This is a genomic window from Nostoc flagelliforme FACHB-838, assembly GCF_014698065.1.
Taxonomy (GTDB): Bacteria; Cyanobacteriota; Cyanobacteriia; order Cyanobacteriales; family Nostocaceae; genus Nostoc; species Nostoc flagelliforme_B.
In genome coordinates, this window is the sequence record NZ_JACJSI010000008.1 from 124,953 (window position 1) to 150,803 (window position 25,851).

Consider the following 25,851-nt stretch of genomic DNA (forward strand, 5'->3'; position numbering starts at 1 on the left):
AAAAATAACTAGGATAGTAGAGGGGATGTATTGAAAATCTAAAATCTAAAATCTAAAATCTAAAATTAAATTAATATGACTTCAACATTACCCGTGCCTGAACCTCATCAAAACGATTCTGCTAGCACTGACGCAAATTCTCTCAGTTGGGAGGAAGAACTGGATAGTGCCATTTTCAGTTTTGAAGACATTCAAACGGAACTGAACTACAAACAAGCACAAACGGCGCTACACAATTTGGTAGCTAATCTCGACCTCACCCCCCAAGAAAAAACCGGATTAGAGGTGGAAATTGCTGATTTGGAAACCATGCTGGGGAAGTTAGACCACATGGTGATACAGATTGCGGCTTTTGGCATGGTGGGACGTGGTAAGTCTTCGCTACTAAATGCTTTGGTTGGACAAACAGTATTTGAAACTGGCCCTTTGCATGGTGTCACTCGTGCTGCACAAAGAGTCAATTGGAGTATTAGTGAGGAGGCGATTGGAGAAACTGAACGTGCTTTGCGAGTTACTCTCCCTGGTGTCGGTCAATCGCAGGTGGAATTAATTGACACTCCTGGGTTAGACGAAGTAGATGGTGCAACCCGTGCCGCGTTAGCTGAACAGATTGCCAAACAAGCGGATTTGATTCTGTTTGTGATATCTGGCGACATGACGAAGCTAGAATATATGGCCCTTTCTCAGTTGCGGGAAGCAGGTAAACCGATCATTCTGGTGTTTAACAAAGTAGACCAGTATCCAGAAGCAGACCGGATGGCAATTTACCATAAAATCCGGGATGAAAGGGTGCGGGAATTACTCACACCCCTAGAAATTGTCATGGCTGCGGCATCGCCATTGGTGAAGACGGCAATTCGTCGTCCTGATGGGACTAGGGGCATACAGTTGCGTACAGGGAATGCCCAAGTTGAGGAACTGAAGCTAAAAATCTTGGAGATTTTACATCGTGAGGGCAAAGCCTTGGTTGCTCTCAATACTATGCTTTATGCCGATATCGTCAATGAGCAATTGGTTGAGCGAAAAGTGATGATTCGGGAACAGAATGCCAATCAGTTGATTTGGAAAGCTGTGATGACTAAGGCATTAGCGATCGCACTTAATCCCCTAACTGTGGTAGATATTCTGAGTAGTGTGGTAATTGATATTGCTCTGATTGTGGGTTTATCTAAGCTCTATGGCTTCTCTATGACCGAAGCTGGGGCTGTACAATTATTACAAAAAATTGCCCTGAGTATGGGCGGCATCGGTGCTAGTGAATTGTTGGCAAATTTGGGCTTGAGTGGTTTAAAAACTTTACTTGGCATCTCTGCAACAGCTACAGCAGGCGCTACCTTTGGCCCTTATATATCGGTGGCAATTACCCAAGCGGGAGTAGCTGGTGTTTCTTCTTACGGTATTGGACAAGTTACCAAAGTTTATTTAGCCAATGGCGCGACTTGGGGCCCTGATGGGCCGAAAGCAGTCATCAGCCGGATTTTGGCAAACCTGGATGAAACATCAATTCTTAACCGTATTAAAGATGAATTGCTTTACAAGGTAAAACTCAAAAAGTGATGAAAAGTTTAGCGTTTGGGTGTCGCTTCACCAAACTTAATTAAAATTGCGATCGCTATACTAACAAGCGAAATTAACGTCATACTCAAAGCTGAACCAAATCCCCAATTTTGTGTTGCTCCCAGAAACTGGTTATAAACTAACCGCGCCGCCGTCATACTAGAAGCACCGCCGAGTAATTCTGGATCGACAAAATCCCCCAAGCCGGTGATGAATACAAGCATGGAAGCTGCTGCAATTCCCGGAAAAATTTGCGGTACAGTCACTTGGAAAAAAGTTTCTACCGGATTTGCACCTAAATCAGCTGCTGCTTCTAGCAACCGCTTGTCTAATTTTTCGAGAGAAGCATATAAAATCAAAACCATATAGGGTAATAAGCTGTAACTCATGCCAATTAATACAGCTTGACTATTGTTAAGTAATTCCCAAGTAGGTAAGCCTAAAGTGCTGAGTAAACTGTTCAATAAACCAGTAGGACGAAGAATTGTAATCCAAGCATAAGAACGAAGTAATGAGGAAGTCCACAAAGGTAAGACAAAGCCTAGTATCAGCAAATTTCGCCAACGCTGCGGTGCTATCTGAGCAATCCAATAGGCGACAGGGAAGCCTAAAATTAAACAAATTATTGTAGTGCCAAACGCAAAAAATAGCGATCGCACGATTACTTGTATGTACAGGGAGTCAAATATTCGGATGTAGTTTTTGAATCCGTTGGGATTAACTATATCTCCTGGACGGATGTCTGCAACTAAACTTAACTCAAAAATTATCAAAGTTGGCAGCACCAACAAAAGTAATAACCAAATCGCAGATGGTGCAAGCAACACCAATGGTTGAAGCCAATTTACCCGTTGGCGATGCAATCCTTCTGGTTTAGAAATATCATTTTTGGGAAAATTTATCACTCTTAACTCCTAACTCTAACTAAGTAAGTCGGCATAATCAAACCAAACTTTGTAAAGAAAAGTAAACAAAGCTCAAAACCTTTTTCCCCCTGCCTTATCCCAAGAATAATTATTTACGCTGACCTGCTTATTTTATTTAGCTACTAGTTAATTGAGTCCAATAACGATCGTAAACCTCTTCAAATTCCCCTACAGGAGAAACACGTTCACAATTTGTCAAAAGTGATTCTGGGGGAAACAAATTAAGGTCATTTTGTATAGTTTTTGGCAATAGCTCAAATCCGACGCTATTTGGTGTGGAAATATTCAAGCGTTGAGTGATTTGGGCTGCTATTTCTGGTTGCAAAATCATGTTAATCCAAGCATAAGCTCCAGCTTGGTTAGGGGCTGTTTTGGGAATTACAATCGTATCTGTCCATAACGAAGAACCACTACGAGGAATCACATATTTGAGCTTAGGATTTTCTTGAGAGATTTTCACTGCATCTGCTGAATAACACATTGCCACTAGTAAATCTCCTGCGAGAATTTGGTTTTGCCAAGCATCAGTGTCAAAACGTGCGATCGCAGGTTTTAAAACCTTCAATTTTTCATAAGCTTGTTTGATTTCTTGTTCATTTTTTGAGTTGTAAGAATAACCTAGCATTCGTAAGGTTGCACCCATAACTTCTCGAACATCATTAAGCAAGGTCATTCGCTGATTGAGTTGCTCTTGATTTTGCCATAGATAATCCCAGTCTTGTGGTGCATCTTTAATTTTTTCAGAATTGTAAAGTAAACCTGTTGTCCCCCAGTTAAAAGGGATACTATAACGGTTATTGGGGTCATAGCGAGGATTTTGAAATCGGGGAAATAAATTTTCTAAACCGATTAAGCGATCGCGATTTATTTCTGTTAGCAAACCTTTGTCTACCATCTTCTGCACCATGTAATCAGATGGGTTAATGATGCTATAAGTGCCACCGCCTCCAGCTTGCAATTTAGCTAGCATGACATCATTGGAATCATACACATCCGCCAGCACTTTCATGCCAGTTTGGGTGCTAAAAGTTTTTAGTAATTGGTTGTCAGTATATTGTGTCCAGGTAAAAATATAAAGTTGGTCACGTTGCTCATTCGTATTAGAATTAGCACGTACTTCAGCCAGCTTCCAGCCACAACCAGCTAAAGATAAGCTAGAAAGTGCTGCTACCCCTTTTAAAAATTCGCGTCTGTTAGTCATTAAGTTAATAGTCAATCATCTTCTGTGTTGTTGCCAATTGCTTTTAGGTATGCCTTTAATTGGAGTGTCCATAACTAGTTTAAACATTAACTTAAGTGTATCTACCTGTGCAACTGTTAATAAATTACTGCTGTCAGACAGTTTTAGGCACGGTTTTTAATCAAGCTTGAGTTATAAAAATTAACAAAGTGAGCCATCGTCAAATTATCAAGGAAATTCAGCATAGCAAGCTGAACTGCACTTCTGTACTAGGGACTTCCAACGAAAAAAATATCCTATCGCGGTGTAGGGGGGCAGGGGGAGAAAAAAATATTATCTGAGTAAAAGGGAAAAAATTATTTATTACTGGCAGGTACGCCCTAACCATTGATTGGGGCGATGTTGGGCCTCAAACCTTCGGAAATCCGCCCAGAAATCAAAGTTATCAAAGAATATGGTCAGCTACCATTAGTAAAATGCTTTGCTGGGCAGTTGAATCAGGTGTTTATGAATATTCTGGCAAATGCTATTGAGGCTTTGGAAGAATCAAAGATTGAACGTAGTTTTGAATAGATAAAATTCAACCCTAATTGCATCACAATTATTACTCAAGTTAGCAATGATAAACAGCGATTAGTTATTAATATAAGAGATAATAATAAAGGAAAAAGCGAAAAAGCAAAACAAAAGATTTTTGACCATTTATTTACAACGAAAGCTGTCGAGAAAGGGACAGGATTAAAATTAGCGATCGCTCGTCAAATTGTGGTTGACAAACACAGGGGTTCGATTCAAGTAAATTCTGTACCAGGTGAGGGAACTGAATTTGTGATCCTCTTACCAATTAAGGCAGATTCTTATAATTAGTAATTCATCATTACAAATTGTTATTGAGTAATAGCGAAACAATCACTTTCTGCCCACCAAGCGTAGATCGGCGTGTCGCGGTCTGGTAAAATTCCAAAAGTATTAGGTTGTAAAACATTGATCCTAATACCATTTGTTAATTCCATAACATAATTAACGTGTGTGCCCAAATACATAACGTTGATCAGCCGTCCTTCAAAGCAGTTAGCTGGCAAATTGGGTGGGTAAAGTGAAAGCTGTATTTTCTCTGGACGCACGCAAACTACCACCGCTTGTGATAATTCAGTTGGTGTATCTTCAGCGCGGTTAATGACAATTGAAAGTCCTGTTTTCGTTGAAATTCGCACATTAGAGGAGTCTACCTCGGCGATTTCACCACTGAATAAATTAGTATCGCCAATAAAATCAGCAACAAAGGATGTCTGAGGACGTTCGTAAATTTGGCTGGGAGTGCCAACTTGTTCAATTTTGCCTTGGTTCATCACGGCAATGCGATCGCTCAAAGACAATGCCTCTTCTTGATCGTGTGTCACCATCACAAAGGTCACTCCCAAGTATTTGTGTAAATTTGATAACTCAACCTGCATCTCTTTACGTAGTTTTAAATCTAACGCCCCTAAAGGTTCATCCAGTAGTACAACAGTAGGACGGTTGACTAAAGCCCTTGCTAAAGCGACCCGTTGCTGTTGGCCACCAGAAAGTTGATTGGGAAAGCGCGATCGCAAACTTTCCATTTTCACTAGCTTTAAAGCTTCTTGGACTCTAACTTCAATTTTCGATTTGGGTATTTTTTTTAACCGCAGCCCAAAGGCGATGTTATTCCAGACATTCAGGTGGTTAAATAGGGCGTAACTTTGAAATACAGTATTGACGGGTCGGCGGTAAGGCGGCACATTAGTCATAGACTGACCCTGAATTAGCACCTTGCCAGCGTCAGCGATTTCAAAGCCAGCTATTAAGCGCAGTGTTGTTGTTTTACCACAACCGGAGGGGCCTAAAATGCTAAAAAATTCTCCTTGTTTGACATCCAAATCGATTCCATTGACTGCTGGTTCTTGGTTAAAAAACTTGAAGACATTACGCAGTTCAACATCAAGTGGCTGAAAAGTTGTTATCCCCCTCTGATTCTGCATGACAATTTGAGCCATAATCTTCCGTAGAATGCCGTGATCTTACGTTATTTTGTCAATTATTGCTTATGTTTCCATCAATTGGTAGCAAAAAAGATACACGTACCGTTGGACGTGGTTTCCAATCAATATTTTTAATCGTATTTACGCTATTAATGATCGCTAGCATTGAGGCTCGTTTGGCATATTTGCAAATTGTTGAAGGGCCAAAACTTCGAGAACGAGCCGAAGCTAACCGATATTTTACCTTAAACGCAAATTAAGGTATCTTTAGTATATATACTATATCTCAGCTTAATAACCTCTTGATAACTGCATGATTAATCGTCAGGCATTGCGATCGATTGAAGTTTTGCTAGTTGAAGACTCTCCTAGTGATGCTAACTTAACCATCAAAGGCTTTTTAAATGCTCAAATCACCAACAACTTGCACTGGGTTGAAGATGATAGCAGCAACATTACTAACAAAGTAATTGGGTTGGAAATTTCAATTTTTGCTTACAACACCAGAGAATTAATCACTGTCTAAGAAATAGAAAATCAGGTAATTATCTAACAAATTGATATAACCCTGTACTATGGAAAAACTCACGATTCACATTCTATTAGTAGAAGATAGTGCCAGTGATGCCTATCTGCTGCACCGGATATTTTTACATGCACATCAAGAACAATGGGAGATGTTACATGTTGAACGGCTATCTGAGGCTATAGAGGCTAGCAGGGATTCTACATCCACCCTTGATAATTCTCAGATAGTGAGTCGAAGTCAACGCAGATTCGACCTAGTTTTGCTAGACCTCAGCCTCCCAGACTCTATTGGATTGGACACGTTAAAAGAATTTCAGGCAGCAGTACCTGATATCCCAGTTGTGGTATTAACAGGTCTTGATGATGAAGATTTAGCGCTGCAAGCATTAGCAGAAGGCGCACAAGACTATTTAGTTAAAGATCAAATTACTATACAACGCTTAGTGCGTGCCATTCGTTATGCCATTGAAAGGAGCGAAATTCTCAACCAAGTACGGGAGAGCGAAGAACGTACCCGTCAAGCGCTGGCAAAGGAACAGGAACTCAACGAGTTAAAGTCGAACTTTGTAGCAATGGTTTCCCACGAGTTTCGCACCCCTATGACTACAATTCGGACGGCTGTAGAGATCCTGGAATACAACAACGATAAACTAACTAATGACCGAAGAACTAAATATTTTGATCGAGTACAAAATGCTATCAACCAGATGCTTCATCTCTTAGATGAGATATTGTTCTTAAGTAAAACGGAAGTAACCAAACTCGAATATAATCCTACACTTTTAAATTTAGAAAATTTCTGTAATGAACTTATAGATATTCTGCAACTCAATGCAGGTAGCCAGCACAGCATTGTCTTTACTTTTCAAGGGGAATCGACCCAAGCCCAAATGGATGAAGATTTACTAAATTGTATTTTAACCAATTTGATTTCCAATGCCATCAAATATTCCCCTCAAAATCATACTATTTGGTTTGATTTGATTTGCAAAGATAGGCTTGCAACTTTCCAGGTAAGAGATCAGGGCATGGGCATTCCTCTCAAAGACCAAACCCGTCTATTTCAAACTTTCTATCGCGCTAGTAATGTGGGTGTAATTCAAGGAACAGGGCTAGGACTCACTATAGTTAAAAAATGCGTGGAGCTACATGGTGGTCATATTCAGTTAGAAAGTGAGCCGAATGTTGGTACAACAGTAACTGTAACTTTACCATTGCAATGATTAGGCAAGCAAATTCAGACGCTCTCATAATAGTTGAACAGGGGACAGAGGGCAGTTCAAGAGACTTCTGCCTTCTGCCTATTTTGTTACTTAGGATTTGGCATTGGACAAGTTTTATTAGCAAAATCACACTGATAAATATATGATTCTTGCCAACTCAGAGGAATTTCTAATAAGTCTCGTGTCCCTGTCATGCCTTGTCCAATAAATAGCAGCAAAGCAATGCAGTTTAAAATTGTATGGATAATACGCCAGCGATTGGACTTATCTTGATAAATGTCTTGAACAATTGCTAATGAAAAAATCATCAGTAGTGCTGCGGTCATACCAATATAATAATGTGACCAATACCACTCATTAGTACGACGGTATACTCCATCTTGACAGCCTAAAATGACTAAACCTGCACCAGCTAAAGTTGCAAAAACTGCCCGCCACAAGCGCTGTTTTGCCCGAAAAAGAAATACTAAAGAGGCAATAGTCGCAGCAAATAGTAACAGGATAAAAATAACTTGAAAAGGTGTTTTATTCCACAATTGATTTGTGATAATATTTTTGCCAATAGGGTAGCTTAATCCAATTAAAGTTAATGCGACAACTGCACTTGTAAGCCTTTCACCTAACTGCTTATGTTCTACACCCACTACCGGAGGAATTTTGCTCTTATTTCCGGCTAAAAGTTGCAATCTGCGTTGGCGTGTTTGCCAAGCAAAGTTAACCACTGTACCGATGAGCGGAAACACAAATATAACTGCGATCGCAGGATGTAAAAGTCCAAGAAAATCTGTTATCTGCATAGAACACCTTTCAATGAATCATTGAATTCATCTCAAAGGACAATTTAAAGCATCGTACCACCACTTAAATTAATTTCCGATGAGAATCTGTTTAAGATTTATTTTCGCTATTTTTAGCTGATATTAATAAAACAAATATTTGAATATCTTATAAAAGATTATGACTCTTTATAAATATTAATCTATGTATTTAAAAACACATAGATTAATTTTAACTATGAAATACTATTAGAAATGCTTTGTTAGCGAAGAAGAATACAGAATCCATTCTGCTTCAGGCAGATGTATTCTGTGGGACTGGATATATAAGAGAGGTTTAGAACAAGCGATTTTAAACGCGGTGAAGGAAAAATTCTTTCCTGCGTGACTCTTCACTCTAACTTGACTGCTGGGGTATTCTGAATTATGTCTTCTGACTTATTCTCATATTTTTTCAAAAACTACCTCGCAAAAATTAGGTTAAATGCTTTTTTCGCAGAATAATTTTAGGTGAAAAAGGGTAAAATGGCAAAGTCAAAATTTACCTTAAAACCAATTAAAAACACTGTTTCCAAGAAAGTTATTCAATTCCACACAGCAACGCTGATTTTATTAGGCATTATTTTATTATCTGGCATCATTGTAGCAGCATGGTTTGCTGGTGAAGATAGAATTAGTGGAGTTTTTGCTCAACTCAATTACTGGCAAATGCACCCACCAATGTGGTTAGAAGTTCCCAAAATAGAGAGCAAATATTTACTGCTACCCACCGTAGGATGCTTGCTAACTGTGTTTGTAGTGATGAAAATCTCTCCACAACCCCGAATTTGGTCGCAACGGTTAGTAGTAGGAATTTTAATCATTTTAACTTTGCGGTATGTTCTGTGGCGATCGCTCTCTAGCTTAAATTTAGTAGAACCGTTGAATGGGGTATTTAGTCTAGGGTTATTTATAGCAGAGATGTTAATGCTAGTCAATAACACTATACAGCTATTTTTCATGTTGAATATTAAAGAACGTCACCGCGAAGCAGATTTGAAATCACTCGCTGTAGTCAATGGTATTTTTGTACCATCTATTGATATTTTAATCCCAACGTATAACGAACCAATTTTTATTTTGCAGCGGACAATTATTGGTTTTCAAGCATTAGATTATGAAAATAAAACAATCTATCTCCTGGATGATACCAATCGTTTAGAAATGAGAAAATTGGCAGAGAAATTAGGTTGTAACTATATGATACGGTCTGATAATAGTTATGCAAAAGCAGGTAATTTAAATCATGCGATCGCTAAAACTAATGGAGAATTAATAGTAGTTTTTGATGCTGATTTTGTCGCCACAAAAAATTTCCTCACTCGCAGTGTTGGCTTTTTTCAAGATGAAAAAGTTGCCCTTGTACAAACACCCCAAAGCTTTTATAATGTTGATCCCATAGCCCGTAATCTAGGCTTAGAAAATGTTCTCACCCATGAAGCAGAAGTATTTCATCGGCAAATTCAGGCAAGTCGTGATTCTTCAGGTAGTGCCATTTGTGCTGGTACATCTTTTGTCGTTCGCAGAAGTGCTTTAGAAAAAATTGGGTATTTTGTAATTGAATCTTTAAGTGAAGATTATTTTACAGGAATTCGCTTATCTGCTCAAGGCTACCGTTTGGTTTATTTAAATGAAAAGTTAAGTGCCGGTTTAGCAGCAGAAAATATTGCCGCCTATGCAACCCAACGATTAAGATGGGGACAAGGTACACTCCAGGCGCTGTTTATTAAATCTAATCCTTTAAAAATTCCTGGGCTAACCCTCATGCAAAGGTTAGCTTCTTTAGCTGGATTGCTATATTGGTTTGGCAATATTTCGCGTATTTATTTTCTGCTTATCCCATTAGTATATTCTTTTTTCGATGTTATTCCCATTCGTTCAACAGCAGCAGAATTGTTATTTTTTTTATTGCCTTACTACTTAGTTAATTTAGCAGCTTTTTCTTGGTTGAATTATCGTTCTTGTTCCGCCTTACTATCAGATATTTATTCATTAATTATATGTTTTCCTTTAGCAATAAATACTATACAAGTAATGATTAATCCCTTTGCAAAAGGATTTCAAGTCACACCCAAGGGTATAGCGAATAGTCGCTATATTTTTAATTGGAATTTAGCACTACCGCTCATAATTTTGTTTGTCGCTACTGCTGTTAGTTTGTGGCTAAATCTGGATATTGCGTCAAAAAGTTCCCAATAAATTACAGGTATTAATTTAGGTTGGCTATGGAGCATTTATAATTTGATTATGATTGGTATTACCCTCTTAATTTTAATAGATGTACCAAAAGCAGATATGTATGAATGGTTTGATTTGCGGCGAATAGTAAAGTTAAGAGTTGGCGAACAGAATTTGTGGGGTGTGACTACAATGATTTCTGAATCGGGTCTGGAAATTGCTCTGACTCAGAAGTTACCCGCATATTTCTTTGACAATCAGCCAATAAATATAGAAATTGTAGAAGAAAATTTACGGCTAACTTGCGAAGGTGTAAATACTGGGTTTAAAGATGATTTTTTTAGAGTGCGTTTCAGATTTAAAACAGTAAGTTTAAATCAACACCGCCGCCTTGTAGAAATGCTATTTTGTCGTCCGGGACAATGGAAGCATCAGAATGCACCAGGAGAATTACATTCATTGTTCTTGATATTTAAAATTTTGCTGAAGCCACGAATTTTATTTAATAGAAAAGTAAATGTGATTGCAATGACAGTTTCTCAAATTTGAAGTTTTTTATGAACTATAAATAGTTATAAGTGAGAATTTTCTATTTTCTAAAGCAAGTAATGATTGTCACTATATACAAGATTTGTTTTCTACTTATAATTACTTTTGATTTACTTGCATCAAATATAAAAGATAATATGTAAATTGCCATATTATAAACCAATACAGTTCAGTTAGGGCTAAAACTATTTGCAAACTCAGCTTTTTTAACGAACCGCATACTCCTACGGAGAAGCAAGCTACGCGCAGCGTCTCGTAAGAGTTGGACGCATAGACACGTTCGCGGAGCGTCTCGTAGAGAAGTGGCTTCCCGCAGGGTAGGACGCAAAAAGAATAAAGAAATGCTTAACTGAACCGTACTGTACTATAAACTAGCAGCTAATATATTATTAGGTGAGATATTACGTTGGCGTAACTTACGAGGTTTAGCTAATTTCCATAACGAATAATATTTATTACTATAAACAATATCTGTCTTTAATTTATACTTTTTTTCTATTGTTTCGCGCCAAGTGTCTGAAGGGTTGAATAAAAAAACATCAGTAAAACCATTAGGAATTTTGGGAGTTTTTTGATTATTCACCAACAGAAATCGCACTTTTGGTTCTAAAAGATAACTTAGAGAAAAGACATTCCCATAATTATTGCCTAAAGCATCACTAATCAAAAGTGGGCGATTACTCTGGTTGATTATTTGGGCAACTTGTAGATTTCCATAGTTCATACCCTTATTCCACCAAGTTTCTGCCTGGGAACTCACCTTAAAAGAAATTAGACCACAAATAATTATTAATGCCATGATTATATGCCACGTATTGCGGCGTGACGCGCTCCCATTATAAAGTTGCGTAGCTAGTAGATAAGCAACAGCCACTTGAATACCTAAATAAGATGGTATTAAATACGGTTCAGTAGATGCTCGTATACCCCCAGCAATTAAATCTGGCATTATTAGTGGTAGTGCTGGTACTACAATCAATGTGATGATAAAAAACCAGACTTTATAGTTAGTTGTGTGACAAAGAAAATAAATTGAATATCCTACCAAAATCAAAAAAAGTGTTGCAATTAAATAGTTTAAGGTATTTTCTAGACTTAGGTTTATATCAAAAAAAATCCGGCTTAACTGCATTATCAAAAATGAAAATATAGGTATTAAAGGTGGCTGCACGGTTGTTTTATCTGCTGAAATCAAAAATTGAAAAAATTCACCGATTACAACTGTTATCCAAGGTATGAAGGCTAAAAAAGATACTAGTGATGCCAGCAGATAACTTCTAACAGTTTCAGTAAATTTAAATTTGGCAGTAATCATCACATAAATTCCGTGAGCAAGTGCTACAAATGCACTCCAAATAAATGTATAAAGGCTGATGGTCAACGTTACTGCATAAATGCTCCAGATAGCGAATAAATCTGGTTGTTGTCGTTTTTTTGCTAGCTGATCTTCTAGTCGCATAGCTCTCAGGAGAGACGCACCAGATAGTAAGATCGTGACCAACCAAAGAATATATTCTTGTGCTTCTTGGGCATATACTAGCTGAATTGGAGAGATAGCCATGAGTGCGATCGCTACACCAGGAACCGATAATGGTACATTAAATAATTCTCGGCATAGCCAATAAACACAAGGAAAAACTAGCAAACTAATACATGCGGATAAACTTCTAATCGCCGTCACCGAATTACCAAAAATTTCCATCCACAATCTGGCTATTATGTAATACAACGGTGGATGCTGAGAATCTTGTTTTGCCAAAGACATAATTGTGTCATTCAAGCTATTTTCAGGATTTGCACCTTGAAACTGAGCAAAACTTTCCCTGCCAATGACACGATTATTAAAAAGTTGCTGTTTTGCTTCATTAATTGTGTAACCAGAAATCCGCAATGAGGCATAAGTTTCATCATGCCAGTAAACTTTGCTATCAAGATTAGAAAAGCGAAACAATATACCCATCGCCAATAAGAAAATAATTAAAAATCGCAACCAACTCGGAGCAAATTTGAGATGGCGCATAAGTAAGCTTCCTTAAAAATTTTCTCAAATCATCTAATCAAATGGATTGGATGAGGTGTCGCAGCTACGCCCGTCCTAGACATTGCCAAGATTTCAAGCAAAGCCTATTTGTTAAACATTGCCAACCGTACTTTAATTTGATTGGGAAGATTGGCAATCAACACCTCTTCTTTATTAACTACAAAAATAAATGGACAAGGTTGTATCAAATCCCGCAAAACTAGACTTGGTTTTAAAACCGAGAGATCAATGAAGTGTAAAATACACTAAGTGTAGCCGCATCTGTGGTAAGGCAACTCCACAGCTATCGTGCATTGAGCGATCGCTTTGCGGATTATAGTTCTCAATTCTCCTACCATGTGAAAAGGGCATTGCCTAAGGTTGAACGAAGGATTGTTCACCTCCAAACCAGGACAGGGTTTAGAAGGGGCGATGCCTGCGCCACTCAAGATTATTAAGTAATCACAATTTGAGGTAGCAGTTTAAAGTAGCTGTATCAGTAAATTAAAAATATTTCTTTTGTTAAAAGATAAATTTTTGCTTTTTAAGCTATGGAGGCTAAGATCGCACAGATGCCACAGCAGAATTTCTTGCGTTCGATTCCAAAAGGGTTATTGAGGATACCACTCCGTGTAGCTCTTGTAGTACCTTGCGTCTTGCAAATCTCTGCTGCTGTAGGCTTAACAGCATTCTTATCTTTAAAAAATGGTCAGAAAGCTGTGAATGAGGTTGCTACTCAGCTGCGGAATGAAGTTACTACTCGGATTCATCAACATGTCACCGATTACATAGAAATCCCTCAACTCGTCACTCAGATTAACGCCAATTCTGTCCATGTTGGTGAGCTAAGTTTAAAAAATGGAAAAATTTTAGAACACCATTTATGGCATCAAATACAGTTATTCAAGCCCTTAAACCCGATCGCTTTTGCAAATACACAAGGAGAAATTCATTCGGTTGATCGCCTTAAAGATGGTTCAATAGTCATCCGAAAAAGAGATCAATCAACAGGTAACAATTACTATACTTATGCCACAGATGATCAAGGTAATCGTGTCAAGTTAATTGAAGTTAACAAAATCTTTGATCCTCGCACTCGCCCCTGGTACACAAATGCCGTGAAAGCAGGTAAATCTACTTGCACAGAAATTTATCCCTATTTCTCTTCACCAGGGCTAGCGTTCAGTGCAACCCAACCTCTTTATGACCAGACAAATACTTTGCTTGGAGTGACGAATGCAACGTTATCTCTCTCGCAACTGAATGAGTTTTTACACAGTTTAAAGATTGGCCGTTCAGGAAAGACCTTTATTGTCGAGCATTCTGGAGATTTGGTAGCAACTTCAACGGCGGAGCAACCTTTCATTGTGAGTGATCAAAGAGGTCAAAAAACGTACAAACGGCTCAGAGCGATCGCCAGCAGCGATCGGATCACTCGCCTAACAACACAGTATTTGCAGTCACAATTTGGTAGCTTTAGAAACATTTCTTCTAGCCAGCAGCTAGAATTTGAAATTGATCGCAAGCGGCAATTCGTACACTTAATGCCCTTTGCAGCCGACTGTGGGCTAAGTTGGATGATTATCGTGGTGGTTCCCGAAGCCGACTTCATGGAGTATATCCAAGCCAACACCCGAACCACTATTTTGCTGTGTTTAGAAGCCTTGATACTAGCTACAGTCATAGGAGTGATTACTTCTCATTGGATTACTCAACCAATTCTCTGTTTGAGTTTTGCCTCTAAGGAAATTGCTAATGGGAAGTTAGACCAAATCGTTACAGTAGAGGGTATCAACGAACTAAGAGTTCTTGCTCAGGCTCATAATCAAATGGCTACTCAATTGCAAGAGTCATTTGCTGGACTATTACAGGCTAACAGGCAGTTAGAAGCTGAAATTAAGGAACGGAAGCAGGTAGAAGAACAGTTACTACATAATGCGTTTCACGATGCACTGACAGGTCTACCGAACCGAGCTTTCTTTATGGAGCGGTTAAAATTAACACTCCAACGAGCCAAACGGCAGGAGAATTATTTATTTGCTGTACTATTTCTCGATCTGGATCGGTTTAAGGTGATCAATGACAGTCTAGGACATCTAAAAGGAGACCAATTTTTACTTGCTATTGCAAATAGATTAGAAGTATGCATAGCCCCCCCTGATATAGCGGCACGGCTTGGGGGAGACGAATTTACAATCCTGCTTGACGAAATCCAGAATCTGTCAGATGCCATTAAAGTAGCTGAACGAATTCAACAAGAACTGGCATTACCCCTTGAGCTTGACGGGCAAGAAGTCTTTACAACAGCAAGTATTGGCATCGCCCTAAGTTCGACAGTAGATTATGACCAACCAGAAAATTTGCTAAGAGACGCTGATACGGCTATGTACCGAGCCAAAGCGCTAGGCAAAGCACGCTATGAACTATTCAATCCAGAGATGTATACTAATGCTCTGGCTAAATTGCAGTTAGAGAACGATCTACGGCGAGCAATCGAACGCCACGAGTTTCAGGTTTATTACCAACCGATTGTTTCTCTCACTGATGGCAGAATTTTAGGCTTTGAAGCTTTGCTGCGCTGGCAGCATCCAGAGCGCGGTCTGATTTGTCCAACAGATTTTATCCCCTTAGTAGAAGAAACCGGACTGATTGTCAAGATTGGCTACTGGGTACTACATGAGGCGTGCCGTCAGATGCAAACTTGGCGGGTAAGCCATCCGACAAACTCGTTAGAGAAAATCAGCGTCAATCTCTCAGTCAAACAATTTTCTCAACCGGATTTGATTGAGCAAATTGGGAAAATTTTGCACTTCACTGGTCTTGATGCTGGTAGTCTCATGTTAGAAATTACTGAAAGTGCAATTCTGGAAAATGGTGATGAGGCAAACGCCGCACTCTCAGAACTTCGGAATATGGGCATTGAGTTATCAATTGATGATTTCGGTACAGGCTACTCTTCATTAGGCCGTCTCCATAGCTTTCCGATTAGTGTGTTGAAAATTGACCGTTCCTTTGTCAGCCCGATAGATGCTAATGGTAAGAATTTAGAAATTATTGAGACAATTATCACACTGGCGCACAAATTAGGTATGGATGTGACCGCCGAAGGAGTGGAGAGAAAAGAGCAGCTAGCATTTCTTAGGAAGTTGAACTGTAAATGTGGACAAGGATATTTTTTCTCGCGTCCGTTGAATAACGCAGCAGCAGCGGAATTAATCGTGGCAAATCCTCAGTGGTAGGGGTTTTTTGAGAGGGTTTGGATAACGCCATCTAGCAAAGTCTGCAATATTAGATATAGTTAAAAAATCAATAGTCTTAAACTGTCGATCAATAGCTGGAAGGCTGCATATTTTAGCTCCAATATTCAAGTATGACTGCAAAATTTTAGGAATTTCAACATTATATGAATCTGGATAATTGTGAGACAATTCTAAAGAAAATTGGGGATTTGGCTCAACCAAAATATTCGGATGCATCAAGCCATTATGCCGAAAATAATTATAATTGCAAGTCGCTTGCCAAGGACATTGTGTTAGTAATGATGCACAGCCAAAGAAATATTGGTTTTTACTCCAGATGAGATAATTTGCTAGCCCTTCCCAGAGTAATAAAAGTGCCTGACTATTGCGATATTCTTTAGCTATACATGCACGCCCAACTTCTACTGATACTTGAAGCACAGAATTAGGAATTCCATTAAGATTAAATATATCGGCAGCATCAAAGCCCAGTCTTTGAGAAGCCATTGTATAGGTTTGCATCCGATAAGTTCCAATCGTTTTACCCGTCTGTTTGGAGATCAGGATTAGATGATGGCAAACTGCATCAAACTTATCTATATCCATCTGGGTAAAATTAGAAATTGAAAATCCTAACCCTAGTTCAAGATTAAAAACTTCAAAACGCAACCGAAAAATTGATTCTAATTCTCCTTCAGTAGAAGCAAGTTGTAGTATATATTTTTCAGTTTGAAGGACGGGAAAATCTTCAAGAGTAGGAGGAGGATTCAGTGGGTAATTGATGTTGCGTCCAGAAACTTCCATCTATCTTCCTACTTAGATTTGCGAAAATATTCTACTAGGATTTAGGCACTATACAAATAGCTCACATTATGAATTAATGTGTCGAAGGGTGATTGAGACGGTTTTCGACAAAATATCCCTTAGAAAGCTTTTTTACTTTCTTGGATTAAAGGTGGAGTGCTTTTATTATGGACATTAATTACTAAAAAATCTGGCAATAAGATACAAAATTTTCCTTTGATCTACGTTATAAATACCAGCCAGTTAAAATAATCAAAATCAGGACGGTCGCATCTAAATTAGTCCTGACCAAAACCAAGGTTAAGAAGCAACGAAAAAACCAGCATTTATTATTCGATTCATCGTCAGAGGCTCAAAGCGATCGCATGATTAGTGATGAAGACACTACATGATATAGTCAACATCAATCTAAAGCAAAGGAGTAACACGTTCAGCAGCTTGGACGTAAGCACTCCATAGACTTCAAAATCAACAATATCATTCCAGTTAGCAATCCATTGTTCAATCAATGTTGAGTCATCCGTTTCCATTAGCTGGTAACAACGATGCATTTTCTCATCGACCCAGCTTGAAACATAAATCAGTCCTTCAGGTGCAAGACGACCTTGATCCCGAAACCTACGATACACGGGTAGAGGATCTTCATTTTTAAAGTGTTCAACAATCATGTAAAGCATATCAGCATTGGATTATGTAAATTGAATTTTTTTCTAATTCTTCCTTTGCTTCCCTTGAGAAAGCCCCTGGATTTATCCAGGGGCTTAAATAATTTTGGTTGCGATGCTTGCGGTGTTCTTGTTGCGATCGCTTAGGGCGGGTATGCGATCGCAATCTGCGGTAAATGCACTCTAAAATACTTAATTAATTACGGTGATTATTGCTGTAGTGAACCCGTGTACCTGCCCAAAGCAACTTCTCCCGTAGCGTCTGATAGTAGGAATTGTTCTCGCGCAAAATAATAAATTTAGCCCGACAATCTGCCATCCGCACATCAACGCGGTGTCCCGGCCAAATTGAAGTCCCCAAAACCCCATCTGTCCAAAGCTTGGTACTCAAATCGTAATCCCCCAAAGGCCAAATACTCACTACAGAACCAGGGGGTAAAACGAGGGGGCGACTAGAAAGGCTCATTGCACAAATGGGAGTGATGGTAATCGCCTCCATACCATCATGCATAATTGGCCCATTAGCAGAAACAGTGTAACCAGTGGAACCTGTGGGGGTGGAAATAATCAACCCGTCCCCGACGTACTGATCGACTACCTCACCGTCAATTTCCATTTCCAGAATTGAAGTAATCATTCGGTCAGCGGAGGCAGGTTTGACACAAAACTCATTCAGAGCCAGATAATGCTCACTAACTGGTTCTAAATTAGACCCGTGACCCTCATACACCGCAGCTTGTAACATCATCCGTCGTTGGATAGCATAGCGATCCTCAAACAGTCGATCCCAAACTTTCTCAGTATCCTGAAACTCTTCCACTGACTCAGTTAAAAACCCCAGATGACCTCCCACATTCACTCCCAGAATAGGGATGCCTGCTGGGGCTAAATGTCTGGCACCAGTTAATACAGTACCATCGCCACCGAGTACCAAGGCGAGATCGATTGGTTGAGCCGCCGAAGCCAAAAAGACAGGATAGGGGTTGTCTTTCGGCCCGCTAGGCCCCATCAACACCTGGCACTCGCGGCTTTCTAGTTGTTTAGCACAGATTTCTGCCCATTGTTTACTCCGGGCATCCCGCGCTTTATAAGCAATGATTACCTGCTTGAGTTGCACGCACAATTACCACTTCAGGAGATTAAACTGCTCCATATCGACGGTATCGCGGTTGCGATAAATGGCAAGCACGATCGCTAAACCCACCGCCGCCTCGGCTGCGGCCACGGTGATCACAAACACTGTGAAAACCTGACCCTTAATTAATGTTGAGTCGAGGAAGTTGGAAAATGCCATTAAATTCAGATTAACAGCATTCAGCAGTAACTCAATTGACATCAGCACCCGCACAGCGTTGCGGCTGGTAATTAAACCGTAGATGCCGATGCAGAATAAAGCTGCTGCTAGTAATAAAAAGTACTGGAGTTGCATGAATCTAAGTATCCCTCCTGAAAAGTCTGGCTGTTTATCTGCGACTTATGGCTGTTTTCAATTCGGCAGAATACAGTAGGCAGGGGCGCACATCTGTACGCCCCTACGACATATTCCATCCAAATAATAATTGCTATAAATCACAAATATTACTCTTTTGTTTCGCTGGTTGTTGATACAAGTTCTCTGGGGCGTTCTTGCAAAGTCAAAACAGTTTTCCGCAGATCGGATGGCGTAACTTGGTCTGGCAAATACTCGCGACGTGCCAAAATAATTGCTCCTACCATCGCTATCAGCAGCAAAATGGAAGCCAGTTCAAAAGGTAGTAAGAAGTCAGTGAAGAAATGTTCTCCAATTAAAACTATAGAACTTTCACCACCTGCCACAGGAGCAGCTGAGTAAGCCCAAGGAGTAGCCAGCACCATCGTGCTTAAAAGACCAAACAATCCTACACTGACCAGACCCGTAAGTACTTTCCGCACCCAAGAGTTGGGAAATGCAACAAAATTTTCTCGTTTGTTCACCAACATAATGGCAAACAAAATCAAAACGTTAACCGCCCCAACGTAAATCAGTATTTGTGCAGCTGCAACAAAATCAGCATTTAGCAACAGGTAGATTCCCGCTATGCTGATGAACACACCCCCAAGCATAAAGGCAGAATAGACAATATTGGAGAACAGCACCACACCAATGGCCGCCCCAATCATCATCACGCCTAGTATGCCGAGCGATACAAACTGTACTCCTTCCGCTAGATTCACTGTTTTTTGTCCTTAGTCATTGGTCATTGGTCATTGGTCATTGGTCATTGGTCATTGGTCATTGGTCATTGGTCATTGGTCATTGGTCATTGGTCAAATAACAAAGAACAAATGACAATGGACAAATGACAAATGACATTTATTTTTCTGTTTGTTCCACCAGGTCTTCTGGACGCGCACCTGCACGCGGTGCATCTGCGGGAAGTCCATGTGGTTCGAGGATGCCCTTGGGTAGGTAAACTAGTTCGCGCAGTGGTGTAACCATTGGATCATCTGTTACCTTGTAGGGCAGACGACCTAGGGCTACGCTGTCATAGTTCAATTCATGGCGATCGTAAGTGGAAAGCTCATACTCTTCTGTCATTGATAGACAGTTAGTAGGGCAAAATTCCACACAATTACCGCAAAAAATACAAACCCCAAAGTCAATGCTGTAGTGGTTGAGTTTTTTCTTTTTGCTGGCTTTGTCGAATTCCCAATCTACTACAGGCAGGTTAATCGGACAAACGCGAACGCAAACTTCGCAGGCGATGCACTTATCAAATTCAAAGTGAATCCTACCGCGAAACCGTTCGCCAGGAATCAGTTTTTCGTAAGGGTACTGTACGGTAATCGGACGCCGCCGCATATGGTCAAAGGTGACAGAAAGTCCCTGACCAATGTAACGCGCAGCTTGTACTGTTTCTTTGGCGTAATCACCAACTTGTTTCAGGAACTTTAGCATTTTGTGTCTCTCTTTTAAGGGGATAAAAGTTAGGAGTGAGAAGTTAAAAGTGAGGAGTTAATTAAAAACTCATAACTCATAATTCATAACTCCTAACTCTCTCATTACCCGCCGAAGGCGAAGGGAAAGGCTAGTTTTAGGGCGGCGGTTAATAGAAGATTAACCAAACCAACTGGCAACAAAAACTTCCATCCTAAATCTAACAGTTGGTCAATCCGTACCCGTGGCACTGTCCAGCGCAACAGGATGGCGACAAATACTAGTAAATAAGCTTTGAACACGGTCATCGTGATCCCCAAAGCCGCAGTTACTATCTGGAATACGGGGTTTAATTCACTGACTCCCAGCCAACCAGCGATCAGGTTGAGGGGAATGGGAAAGTCCCAACCGCCCAGGTAAAGAATTGCTACTAGTAAGGAAGAAAGAATCAAGTTAACGTAGGAACCCAGGTAGAACAGACCGAATTTCATACCTGAGTATTCAGTCTGATAGCCTGCGACGATTTCTTCTTCCGCTTCGGGTAAGTCAAAGGGTAATCGTTCGCATTCAGCTAGGGCGGCTATCCAAAAGATGAGAAAGCCGATTGGTTGTCGCCAAATGTTCCAGCCAAGAATGCCATAGCCAGACTGTTGATTGACAATATCAACTGTGTCGAGGCTGTTAGACATCATAGCGATCGCTAACACCGCCAATGACAAAGGAATTTCATAACTAATAGATTGCGCTGCTGCCCGCAAGCCCCCTAAGAGGGAGTATTTGTTATTAGATGCGTAGCCAGCCATTAATAAACCAATGGGTTGAATGCTTGACAAGGCAATCCACAAGAATACGCCCATGCCCACATTGCTAATTACGATATTCTGTCCAAAGGGCACAATCAGGAACGACAGAAACACCGGAATTACAACAATAATTGGCCCCAGAGTAAACAGCCAGGGGTCAGACTTGGCTGGTACTATATCTTCTTTAAATACCAGCTTCAGACCATCCGCTACAGGCACCAGCAACCCAAAAGGGCCCTGGTATTCTGGGCCAATTCGCTGCTGTGCGGAGGCAGAAATTTTCCGTTCTAGCCAAGTAGCAACTAATACCCCCACTGTTGCCCCAATCAGCATTAGTATCATTGGCAGCGGCATCCAAATCGCTTTGGCTGTTCCTGCTGGTATACCTAAATCCCGGAGGGATTCAATAAAAGTTCCTTGGAGGTCAATTCCTGAATTCATGTTTCCGCTCTTTAAGACATCGAGTCATGGTGAGTTACAACTATTACTTGAATTAATAACTCTAAATTCACCCATTTATAATTTTTGCTGTGATGACGCCCGATTGAAAATTTGTTGCCAATTCCCATGCCTAGTATATCGTTGGATGGTTTGACCACCCTGAAGCGAGATAAGAACTTCTACTTATGGTTGGCATTGAGATTGCTATTGAGGAGATAAGGGGGATGAGGGAGCAGGAGAGCAGGGGAAGATAAGGGAGAAGAGTTTTCCCCCCTGCCCCCTGCCCCTCTGCCTCTTTTCAATGCCCCGTGCCCCATGCCCCATCCCTAGTTACCGTTGCTCAATGGGAGTATAAGTAACTTCGTGCCGACCGTTATAAACCTGGGTAGGACGGAAAATCCGGTTTTCTGCTAGTTGTTCTTTCCAGTGGGCTAACCAACCGGCAACGCGAGCGATCGCAAATATTGGTGTAAACAAATCTGTGGGAATTCCCATCTTCCTATACACCAAACCTGAGTAAAAGTCAATATTGGGATAAATCCCTTTGCTACCTAGTTTTTCCCCTACCACTTGTTCCATTTCTTGAGCAATGTCATAAAACTTGTCATGCCCAAACTTTTCAAACAGTTGCTCTGCTAGTCCTTGTAAAATTATGGCTCGTGGGTCTTTTACTTTATACACACGATGTCCAAAGCCCATAATCTTAGATTTAGTTTGCAGACAATGCTCTATGTAGGGACGGACATTTTCCACGGAGCCAATTTTTTCCAACATCTGAATTACTTCTTCATTGGCTCCACCATGCAAGGGCCCTCCCAAAGTTCCTACGGCACTAGCAACCACAGCATAAGGATCAGTCAAGGTGGAAGCTGTCACCCTGGCACTGAAAGTAGAAGCATTCATTGTATGCTCAACTTGAAGTATCAAGCAGATATCAAAAATCCGCGCCATCAAATGATCGGGTTCTTTCTCATCGAGCATGTATAGAAAGTTGGCGGAGTAGTCTAAGTCATCACGGGGACGTATCGGGTCATTGCCTTTTCGCATCAGTTGGAACGCTGCTACCATCGTGGGAATGGTTGCTATCAGGCGCACCACTGAATCCCGAATGTAGGCAGGATTATGTAAATCCCGGAGCGAATAAAATAACCCTAAAGCAGCAGCAGAGGCTTGCAGCGCATCCATTGGGTGGCCGCTTTCAGGAAAGCATTTCATCATGTCCCGAATGCGGTACTTTATCCGCCGGTGGTAACGAACTTCATGCTCAAATGCTTTCAATTCTTCCTTGCTTGGCAGTTCGCCCCAGATTAAGAGATAAGCAGTTTCTAGGAATGTACTTTTTTCTGCTAGTTCCTCAATCCGAATGCCACGATATTCTAGTATTCCCTTTTGCCCATCAACATAGCTGATACTTGATTGGGCGGCGGGAATGCCTTCTAAACCAGGCTTGTATTCGCACACCATCATGGCACCACCATTCGCTTTGTGAAATATCTGATCAAGCTAACTTACCAGAAATTATTGTCGCTATAACAGTAGCCCTTCTTACAACAATTGGAAATGTTGAAAAACTGTTATAGCAGGTACTTGGGTGGTGTCAACCAAAACATCTGACTCCGACCCAGAGGAGAACCTGTTTCTAGTAGTTTTATCCCAATCATACCTGCTTTTTTCAAGACTAAGCTTCCTTTCACTTCCCCCCATAAAAGAATTTCTGCCCAATTGGTCAAATCAGGTTCGTGTCCAACCAGTGCCAATTGGGTATTTTGGGAATAATTTCTTGGCTCTAACCAGTCTTTTAGCCAACTCGAAATTTGACCATCGTGGGCAAGGTGGCTAGATTCCTCTAATTTGGAGCTTAGTTTTTCTGCTATAAGGATTTCAGCCGTTTGGCGGGCACGTACTAAGGGGCTGGTGAGAATCAAATCAAAGTTTAATCCCAATTTAACAAGTTGCTGGGCAACTTTCTCAGTTTTTTGCCGTCCTTCCTTGGTAAGGCTGCGCTCTTCATCCTTGATGCCTAATCCCTTGTCTTCGGCAATGCCATGACGAATTAAATATAGTTCCATACTTTTAGTTTTATTAGCGTAACAGGGCGTAGCCCGTGCTTAGTTAGGATTTACGTCTGCTGTCAATGAACCTATCCTAATTTTAATCATTATTACGTATTCATTGATATGGGATCTGTCCGGTGCAACGCGGCGTTAGGTATTCTAGTTATGGATATGGCAACAGGTTTAAACCTTGAATAAATCTGTAATCCCGTTGGTTTTTTGTGATAAACGGGTACTTCCACACTATTGCTGTAGCTGCAATGAGACTATCAGGAATGGCCAAATTATGACTAAGCCGATAAGACCGCAATAAATCAAATGCTGTGTCAGATAAAGCTTTAATTGGTCATCTTTTGGTGCTGCGATAACATGACCCGCAGCGATAAGCTCTGCTGTCTGCTCTACCCAAGCATAAAACTCTTGCTCATACAGAGTTTGCAAGATTTAGAGTTTTATAAACTTCATGGCGCTCCTTCTTCACAAATAAATAGGTAGGCGCAAGTTAACTTTGATTTAGTTCAGCCTTCGTCATAAAACCCGAATTCCCGACTTTTATCAAAAATCGGGAAAGGATGCTATCTGAACAAACACTTTGACTGCTGCATTAGTTAGGAGTTCTCCGCGTCTCCTTGAGTTCCCTCTACTCCGACTGAATGGGGTTGTCTCTCGGATTAACCAACCTCAGCAGTTTTTGCTTAATTTGAGTGTCAAATACTTCCCATTTCATTTTCGCGTATGCGGAATTTTCGTTGCTGCCGGATAAGAAGCCCATTGGAATTTCAAAGCCGCCTGCGCTTGTCCTTCCACCGCCAAAAAAGCGCCCTGCGCTATCTTGTCCAAAGGCTTCTTTGATGAATTCATCGGGGTCAAGGGTGAGTTTGCTGGTTCTCAGGGAGCCAATGACTATTTCTAGTTCTTCGTCTTCATCGTGAACAATACCGTAAACTACGGCGGTGTGAACGTTTTCTTCGGTAACGAGAAAATCAGCCGCTTGGGGGATGGCGTCACGGTCTTCGTAGCGTAAGTAACCAACCCCAGCAATGGAAAAGTTATTTTGGACGATACGATTTTTGAGCGATCGCTCGATCACATCCATTACCCGCTTGGAACGGTTCGCTTGTAAAATGGCGTTTAGCAGTTGAGCGTCATAAAATCGGCTTAAATACGCAGCTGCCATAAAGTCTTCTTCTTGCGCTTGCATTAACCGATTTGTATCCGATCGCAAGCCATGCATCAAAGCAGTAGCGCATTTGACGTGTTGATTTATGCTGGTATCTAATGTTAATAATCCCGTTTGCAGGTATTGAGTAAAAATTGTTGCCGTCGCTCTTACATAAGGACGGATATCCTCAAACTCTGATTGCAGATCACCTTGTATACTGTGATGGTCGATAAGTACCACTAGGGGAATTCCAGCCTGCTGCACCGATGACAGTAGTTGTGAAGTGGTTCCCTGATTATCAATTAATACAAAACCTTGATAACACGACAAATCTTTGGTTTTTAAGGTTTGCGGTGTCCAGCGTTGGATCGGTAAATTAGTCAGCCTCACCAAGGCAATATTTTCTTGATGGCTTAATGCCCCAGCATAAATGATTTCACATTTGATATCATACTGCTGGGCAATTAACTGGTAAGTCCAGGCGCAGGAAAGGGCATCAGGGTCAGGAAAATCTTGCAGAATTACCAGTTGGCGATCATGTCGATGTGCCAGAAGGGTTTTTTGCAGTTCTTCTGACTTTTGTTGTGCCAGAGAATTACCACGGTGATTGAGATATATAGCTCCTTCACCTACCGATGGCGGTAATGACGGACTCTTAAAGGTAACTTCCACTGGCGCTTTCTCGATTTCAGGTTCCTCTGGGTTTGGCTCTTTGCTTAACGACAAACTCTCAAATTGAGTAACGGGAGAATTCAAGTACATAGGAACTTTTTTAAAGTGTGAGGCTCCTTTAATTCAGAAATACTACGAG

The 25,851-nt window shown here is 40.5% G+C and carries 25 protein-coding genes; 9 read left to right on the plus strand and 16 right to left on the minus strand.

All coding sequences use genetic code 11. The annotated features are described in order from the left end of the window. Window positions 1-75: 75 nt before the first annotated feature. The gene (locus H6G97_RS06735; protein ID WP_190939896.1) at window positions 76-1,557 is read left to right on the plus strand and encodes a GTP-binding protein; all 1,482 of its coding nucleotides are present in this window, start codon (window positions 76-78) and stop codon (window positions 1,555-1,557) included. Window positions 1,558-1,565: 8 nt separating this feature from the next. On the opposite strand, the gene H6G97_RS06740 is transcribed toward H6G97_RS06735, so the two are convergent. Continuing rightward, entirely contained in the window at window positions 1,566-2,459 is an 894-nt protein-coding gene (locus tag H6G97_RS06740; protein ID WP_190939931.1) for an ABC transporter permease subunit, read from the minus strand. Between the two features lie 139 nt (window positions 2,460-2,598). Further along, window positions 2,599-3,684, minus strand: coding sequence for an ABC transporter substrate-binding protein (locus H6G97_RS06745; protein WP_190939897.1), 1,086 nt, complete (start codon window positions 3,682-3,684; stop codon window positions 2,599-2,601). A 378-nt stretch (window positions 3,685-4,062) separates the two neighbouring features. Between H6G97_RS06745 and H6G97_RS55325 the strand changes: the two genes are divergently transcribed. Continuing rightward, on the plus strand, window positions 4,063-4,236 hold the full coding sequence (locus tag H6G97_RS55325) for a hypothetical protein (protein ID WP_338421599.1): 174 nt from the start codon (window positions 4,063-4,065) through the stop codon (window positions 4,234-4,236). A gap of 21 nt (window positions 4,237-4,257) precedes the next feature. Further along, entirely contained in the window at window positions 4,258-4,530 is a 273-nt protein-coding gene (locus H6G97_RS55330; protein WP_338421605.1) for an ATP-binding protein, read from the plus strand. A 20-nt stretch (window positions 4,531-4,550) separates the two neighbouring features. On the opposite strand, the gene H6G97_RS06755 is transcribed toward H6G97_RS55330, so the two are convergent. Beyond that, a complete protein-coding gene (locus tag H6G97_RS06755; RefSeq protein WP_190939898.1) occupies window positions 4,551-5,678 on the minus strand; it encodes an ABC transporter ATP-binding protein in 1,128 nt (375 codons plus the stop codon). A gap of 50 nt (window positions 5,679-5,728) precedes the next feature. On the opposite strand from H6G97_RS06755, the gene H6G97_RS06760 reads away from it, so the two are divergent. Genes H6G97_RS06760 through H6G97_RS06770 form a run of 3 tightly spaced genes read left to right on the plus strand, consistent with a single transcriptional unit; the run spans window position 5,729 to window position 7,414 of the window. Continuing rightward, the gene (locus H6G97_RS06760; protein ID WP_190939933.1) at window positions 5,729-5,923 is read left to right on the plus strand and encodes a hypothetical protein; all 195 of its coding nucleotides are present in this window, start codon (window positions 5,729-5,731) and stop codon (window positions 5,921-5,923) included. A gap of 53 nt (window positions 5,924-5,976) precedes the next feature. Then, complete coding sequence (locus H6G97_RS51195; RefSeq protein WP_199349271.1) at window positions 5,977-6,189, plus strand: response regulator; 213 nt, start codon at window positions 5,977-5,979, stop codon at window positions 6,187-6,189. Window positions 6,190-6,238: 49 nt separating this feature from the next. Further along, window positions 6,239-7,414 (plus strand): hybrid sensor histidine kinase/response regulator, encoded by a 1,176-nt coding sequence (locus tag H6G97_RS06770; protein WP_190939899.1) that lies wholly within the window; start codon window positions 6,239-6,241, stop codon window positions 7,412-7,414. Between the two features lie 86 nt (window positions 7,415-7,500). On the opposite strand, the gene H6G97_RS06775 is transcribed toward H6G97_RS06770, so the two are convergent. Beyond that, window positions 7,501-8,211, minus strand: coding sequence for a DUF4079 domain-containing protein (locus H6G97_RS06775; protein WP_190939900.1), 711 nt, complete (start codon window positions 8,209-8,211; stop codon window positions 7,501-7,503). A gap of 504 nt (window positions 8,212-8,715) precedes the next feature. Between H6G97_RS06775 and H6G97_RS06780 the strand changes: the two genes are divergently transcribed. Next, on the plus strand, window positions 8,716-10,428 hold the full coding sequence (locus H6G97_RS06780) for a glycosyltransferase family 2 protein (RefSeq protein WP_242054823.1): 1,713 nt from the start codon (window positions 8,716-8,718) through the stop codon (window positions 10,426-10,428). Between the two features lie 48 nt (window positions 10,429-10,476). Then, window positions 10,477-10,956: a PilZ domain-containing protein gene (locus H6G97_RS52250; protein WP_242054827.1), complete on the plus strand. Its 480-nt coding sequence runs from the start codon at window positions 10,477-10,479 to the stop codon at window positions 10,954-10,956. Between the two features lie 364 nt (window positions 10,957-11,320). On the opposite strand, the gene H6G97_RS06785 is transcribed toward H6G97_RS52250, so the two are convergent. Beyond that, window positions 11,321-12,976 (minus strand): glycosyltransferase family 39 protein, encoded by a 1,656-nt coding sequence (locus H6G97_RS06785; protein WP_190939901.1) that lies wholly within the window; start codon window positions 12,974-12,976, stop codon window positions 11,321-11,323. A 551-nt stretch (window positions 12,977-13,527) separates the two neighbouring features. Here H6G97_RS06785 and H6G97_RS06790 point away from each other — a divergent pair. Continuing rightward, window positions 13,528-16,215 carry a bifunctional diguanylate cyclase/phosphodiesterase gene (locus H6G97_RS06790; RefSeq protein WP_190939902.1) on the plus strand — a complete coding sequence of 896 codons (2,688 nt, stop codon included), beginning with the start codon at window positions 13,528-13,530 and terminating at the stop codon, window positions 16,213-16,215. Here the strand turns inward: H6G97_RS06790 and H6G97_RS06795 are convergent. The 11 genes from H6G97_RS06795 to H6G97_RS06845 all read right to left on the minus strand — a co-directional run bounded on the left by H6G97_RS06795 (window position 16,189) and on the right by H6G97_RS06845 (window position 25,802). Beyond that, the gene (locus H6G97_RS06795; protein WP_190939903.1) at window positions 16,189-17,019 is read right to left on the minus strand and encodes a GNAT family N-acetyltransferase; all 831 of its coding nucleotides are present in this window, start codon (window positions 17,017-17,019) and stop codon (window positions 16,189-16,191) included. The genes H6G97_RS06790 and H6G97_RS06795 overlap by 27 nt on opposite strands. Before the next feature lie 344 nt (window positions 17,020-17,363). Continuing rightward, a complete protein-coding gene (locus tag H6G97_RS06800) occupies window positions 17,364-17,687 on the minus strand; it encodes a DUF3303 domain-containing protein (RefSeq protein ID WP_199349272.1) in 324 nt (107 codons plus the stop codon). 193 nt (window positions 17,688-17,880) lie between these two features. Beyond that, window positions 17,881-18,801 (minus strand): NAD(+) kinase, encoded by a 921-nt coding sequence (locus tag H6G97_RS06805; RefSeq protein WP_100898810.1) that lies wholly within the window; start codon window positions 18,799-18,801, stop codon window positions 17,881-17,883. A 6-nt stretch (window positions 18,802-18,807) separates the two neighbouring features. After that, complete coding sequence (gene nuoK, locus H6G97_RS06810; RefSeq protein WP_006199065.1) at window positions 18,808-19,113, minus strand: NADH-quinone oxidoreductase subunit NuoK; 306 nt, start codon at window positions 19,111-19,113, stop codon at window positions 18,808-18,810. Between the two features lie 149 nt (window positions 19,114-19,262). Then, window positions 19,263-19,877 (minus strand): NADH-quinone oxidoreductase subunit J, encoded by a 615-nt coding sequence (locus H6G97_RS06815; RefSeq protein WP_190939905.1) that lies wholly within the window; start codon window positions 19,875-19,877, stop codon window positions 19,263-19,265. Between the two features lie 139 nt (window positions 19,878-20,016). Beyond that, window positions 20,017-20,601, minus strand: coding sequence for an NAD(P)H-quinone oxidoreductase subunit I (gene ndhI / locus H6G97_RS06820; RefSeq protein ID WP_190939906.1), 585 nt, complete (start codon window positions 20,599-20,601; stop codon window positions 20,017-20,019). Between the two features lie 104 nt (window positions 20,602-20,705). After that, window positions 20,706-21,824: an NADH-quinone oxidoreductase subunit NuoH gene (nuoH, locus tag H6G97_RS06825; protein WP_099102629.1), complete on the minus strand. Its 1,119-nt coding sequence runs from the start codon at window positions 21,822-21,824 to the stop codon at window positions 20,706-20,708. A 330-nt stretch (window positions 21,825-22,154) separates the two neighbouring features. Further along, a complete protein-coding gene (locus H6G97_RS06830; RefSeq protein ID WP_190939907.1) occupies window positions 22,155-23,291 on the minus strand; it encodes a citrate synthase in 1,137 nt (378 codons plus the stop codon). A gap of 107 nt (window positions 23,292-23,398) precedes the next feature. Continuing rightward, a complete protein-coding gene (gene sixA, locus H6G97_RS06835; RefSeq protein ID WP_190939908.1) occupies window positions 23,399-23,893 on the minus strand; it encodes a phosphohistidine phosphatase SixA in 495 nt (164 codons plus the stop codon). 228 nt (window positions 23,894-24,121) lie between these two features. Beyond that, the gene (locus tag H6G97_RS06840; protein ID WP_190939909.1) at window positions 24,122-24,319 is read right to left on the minus strand and encodes a hypothetical protein; all 198 of its coding nucleotides are present in this window, start codon (window positions 24,317-24,319) and stop codon (window positions 24,122-24,124) included. Between the two features lie 199 nt (window positions 24,320-24,518). After that, a complete protein-coding gene (locus H6G97_RS06845; protein WP_190939910.1) occupies window positions 24,519-25,802 on the minus strand; it encodes a DHH family phosphoesterase in 1,284 nt (427 codons plus the stop codon). Window positions 25,803-25,851 lie beyond the last annotated feature (49 nt).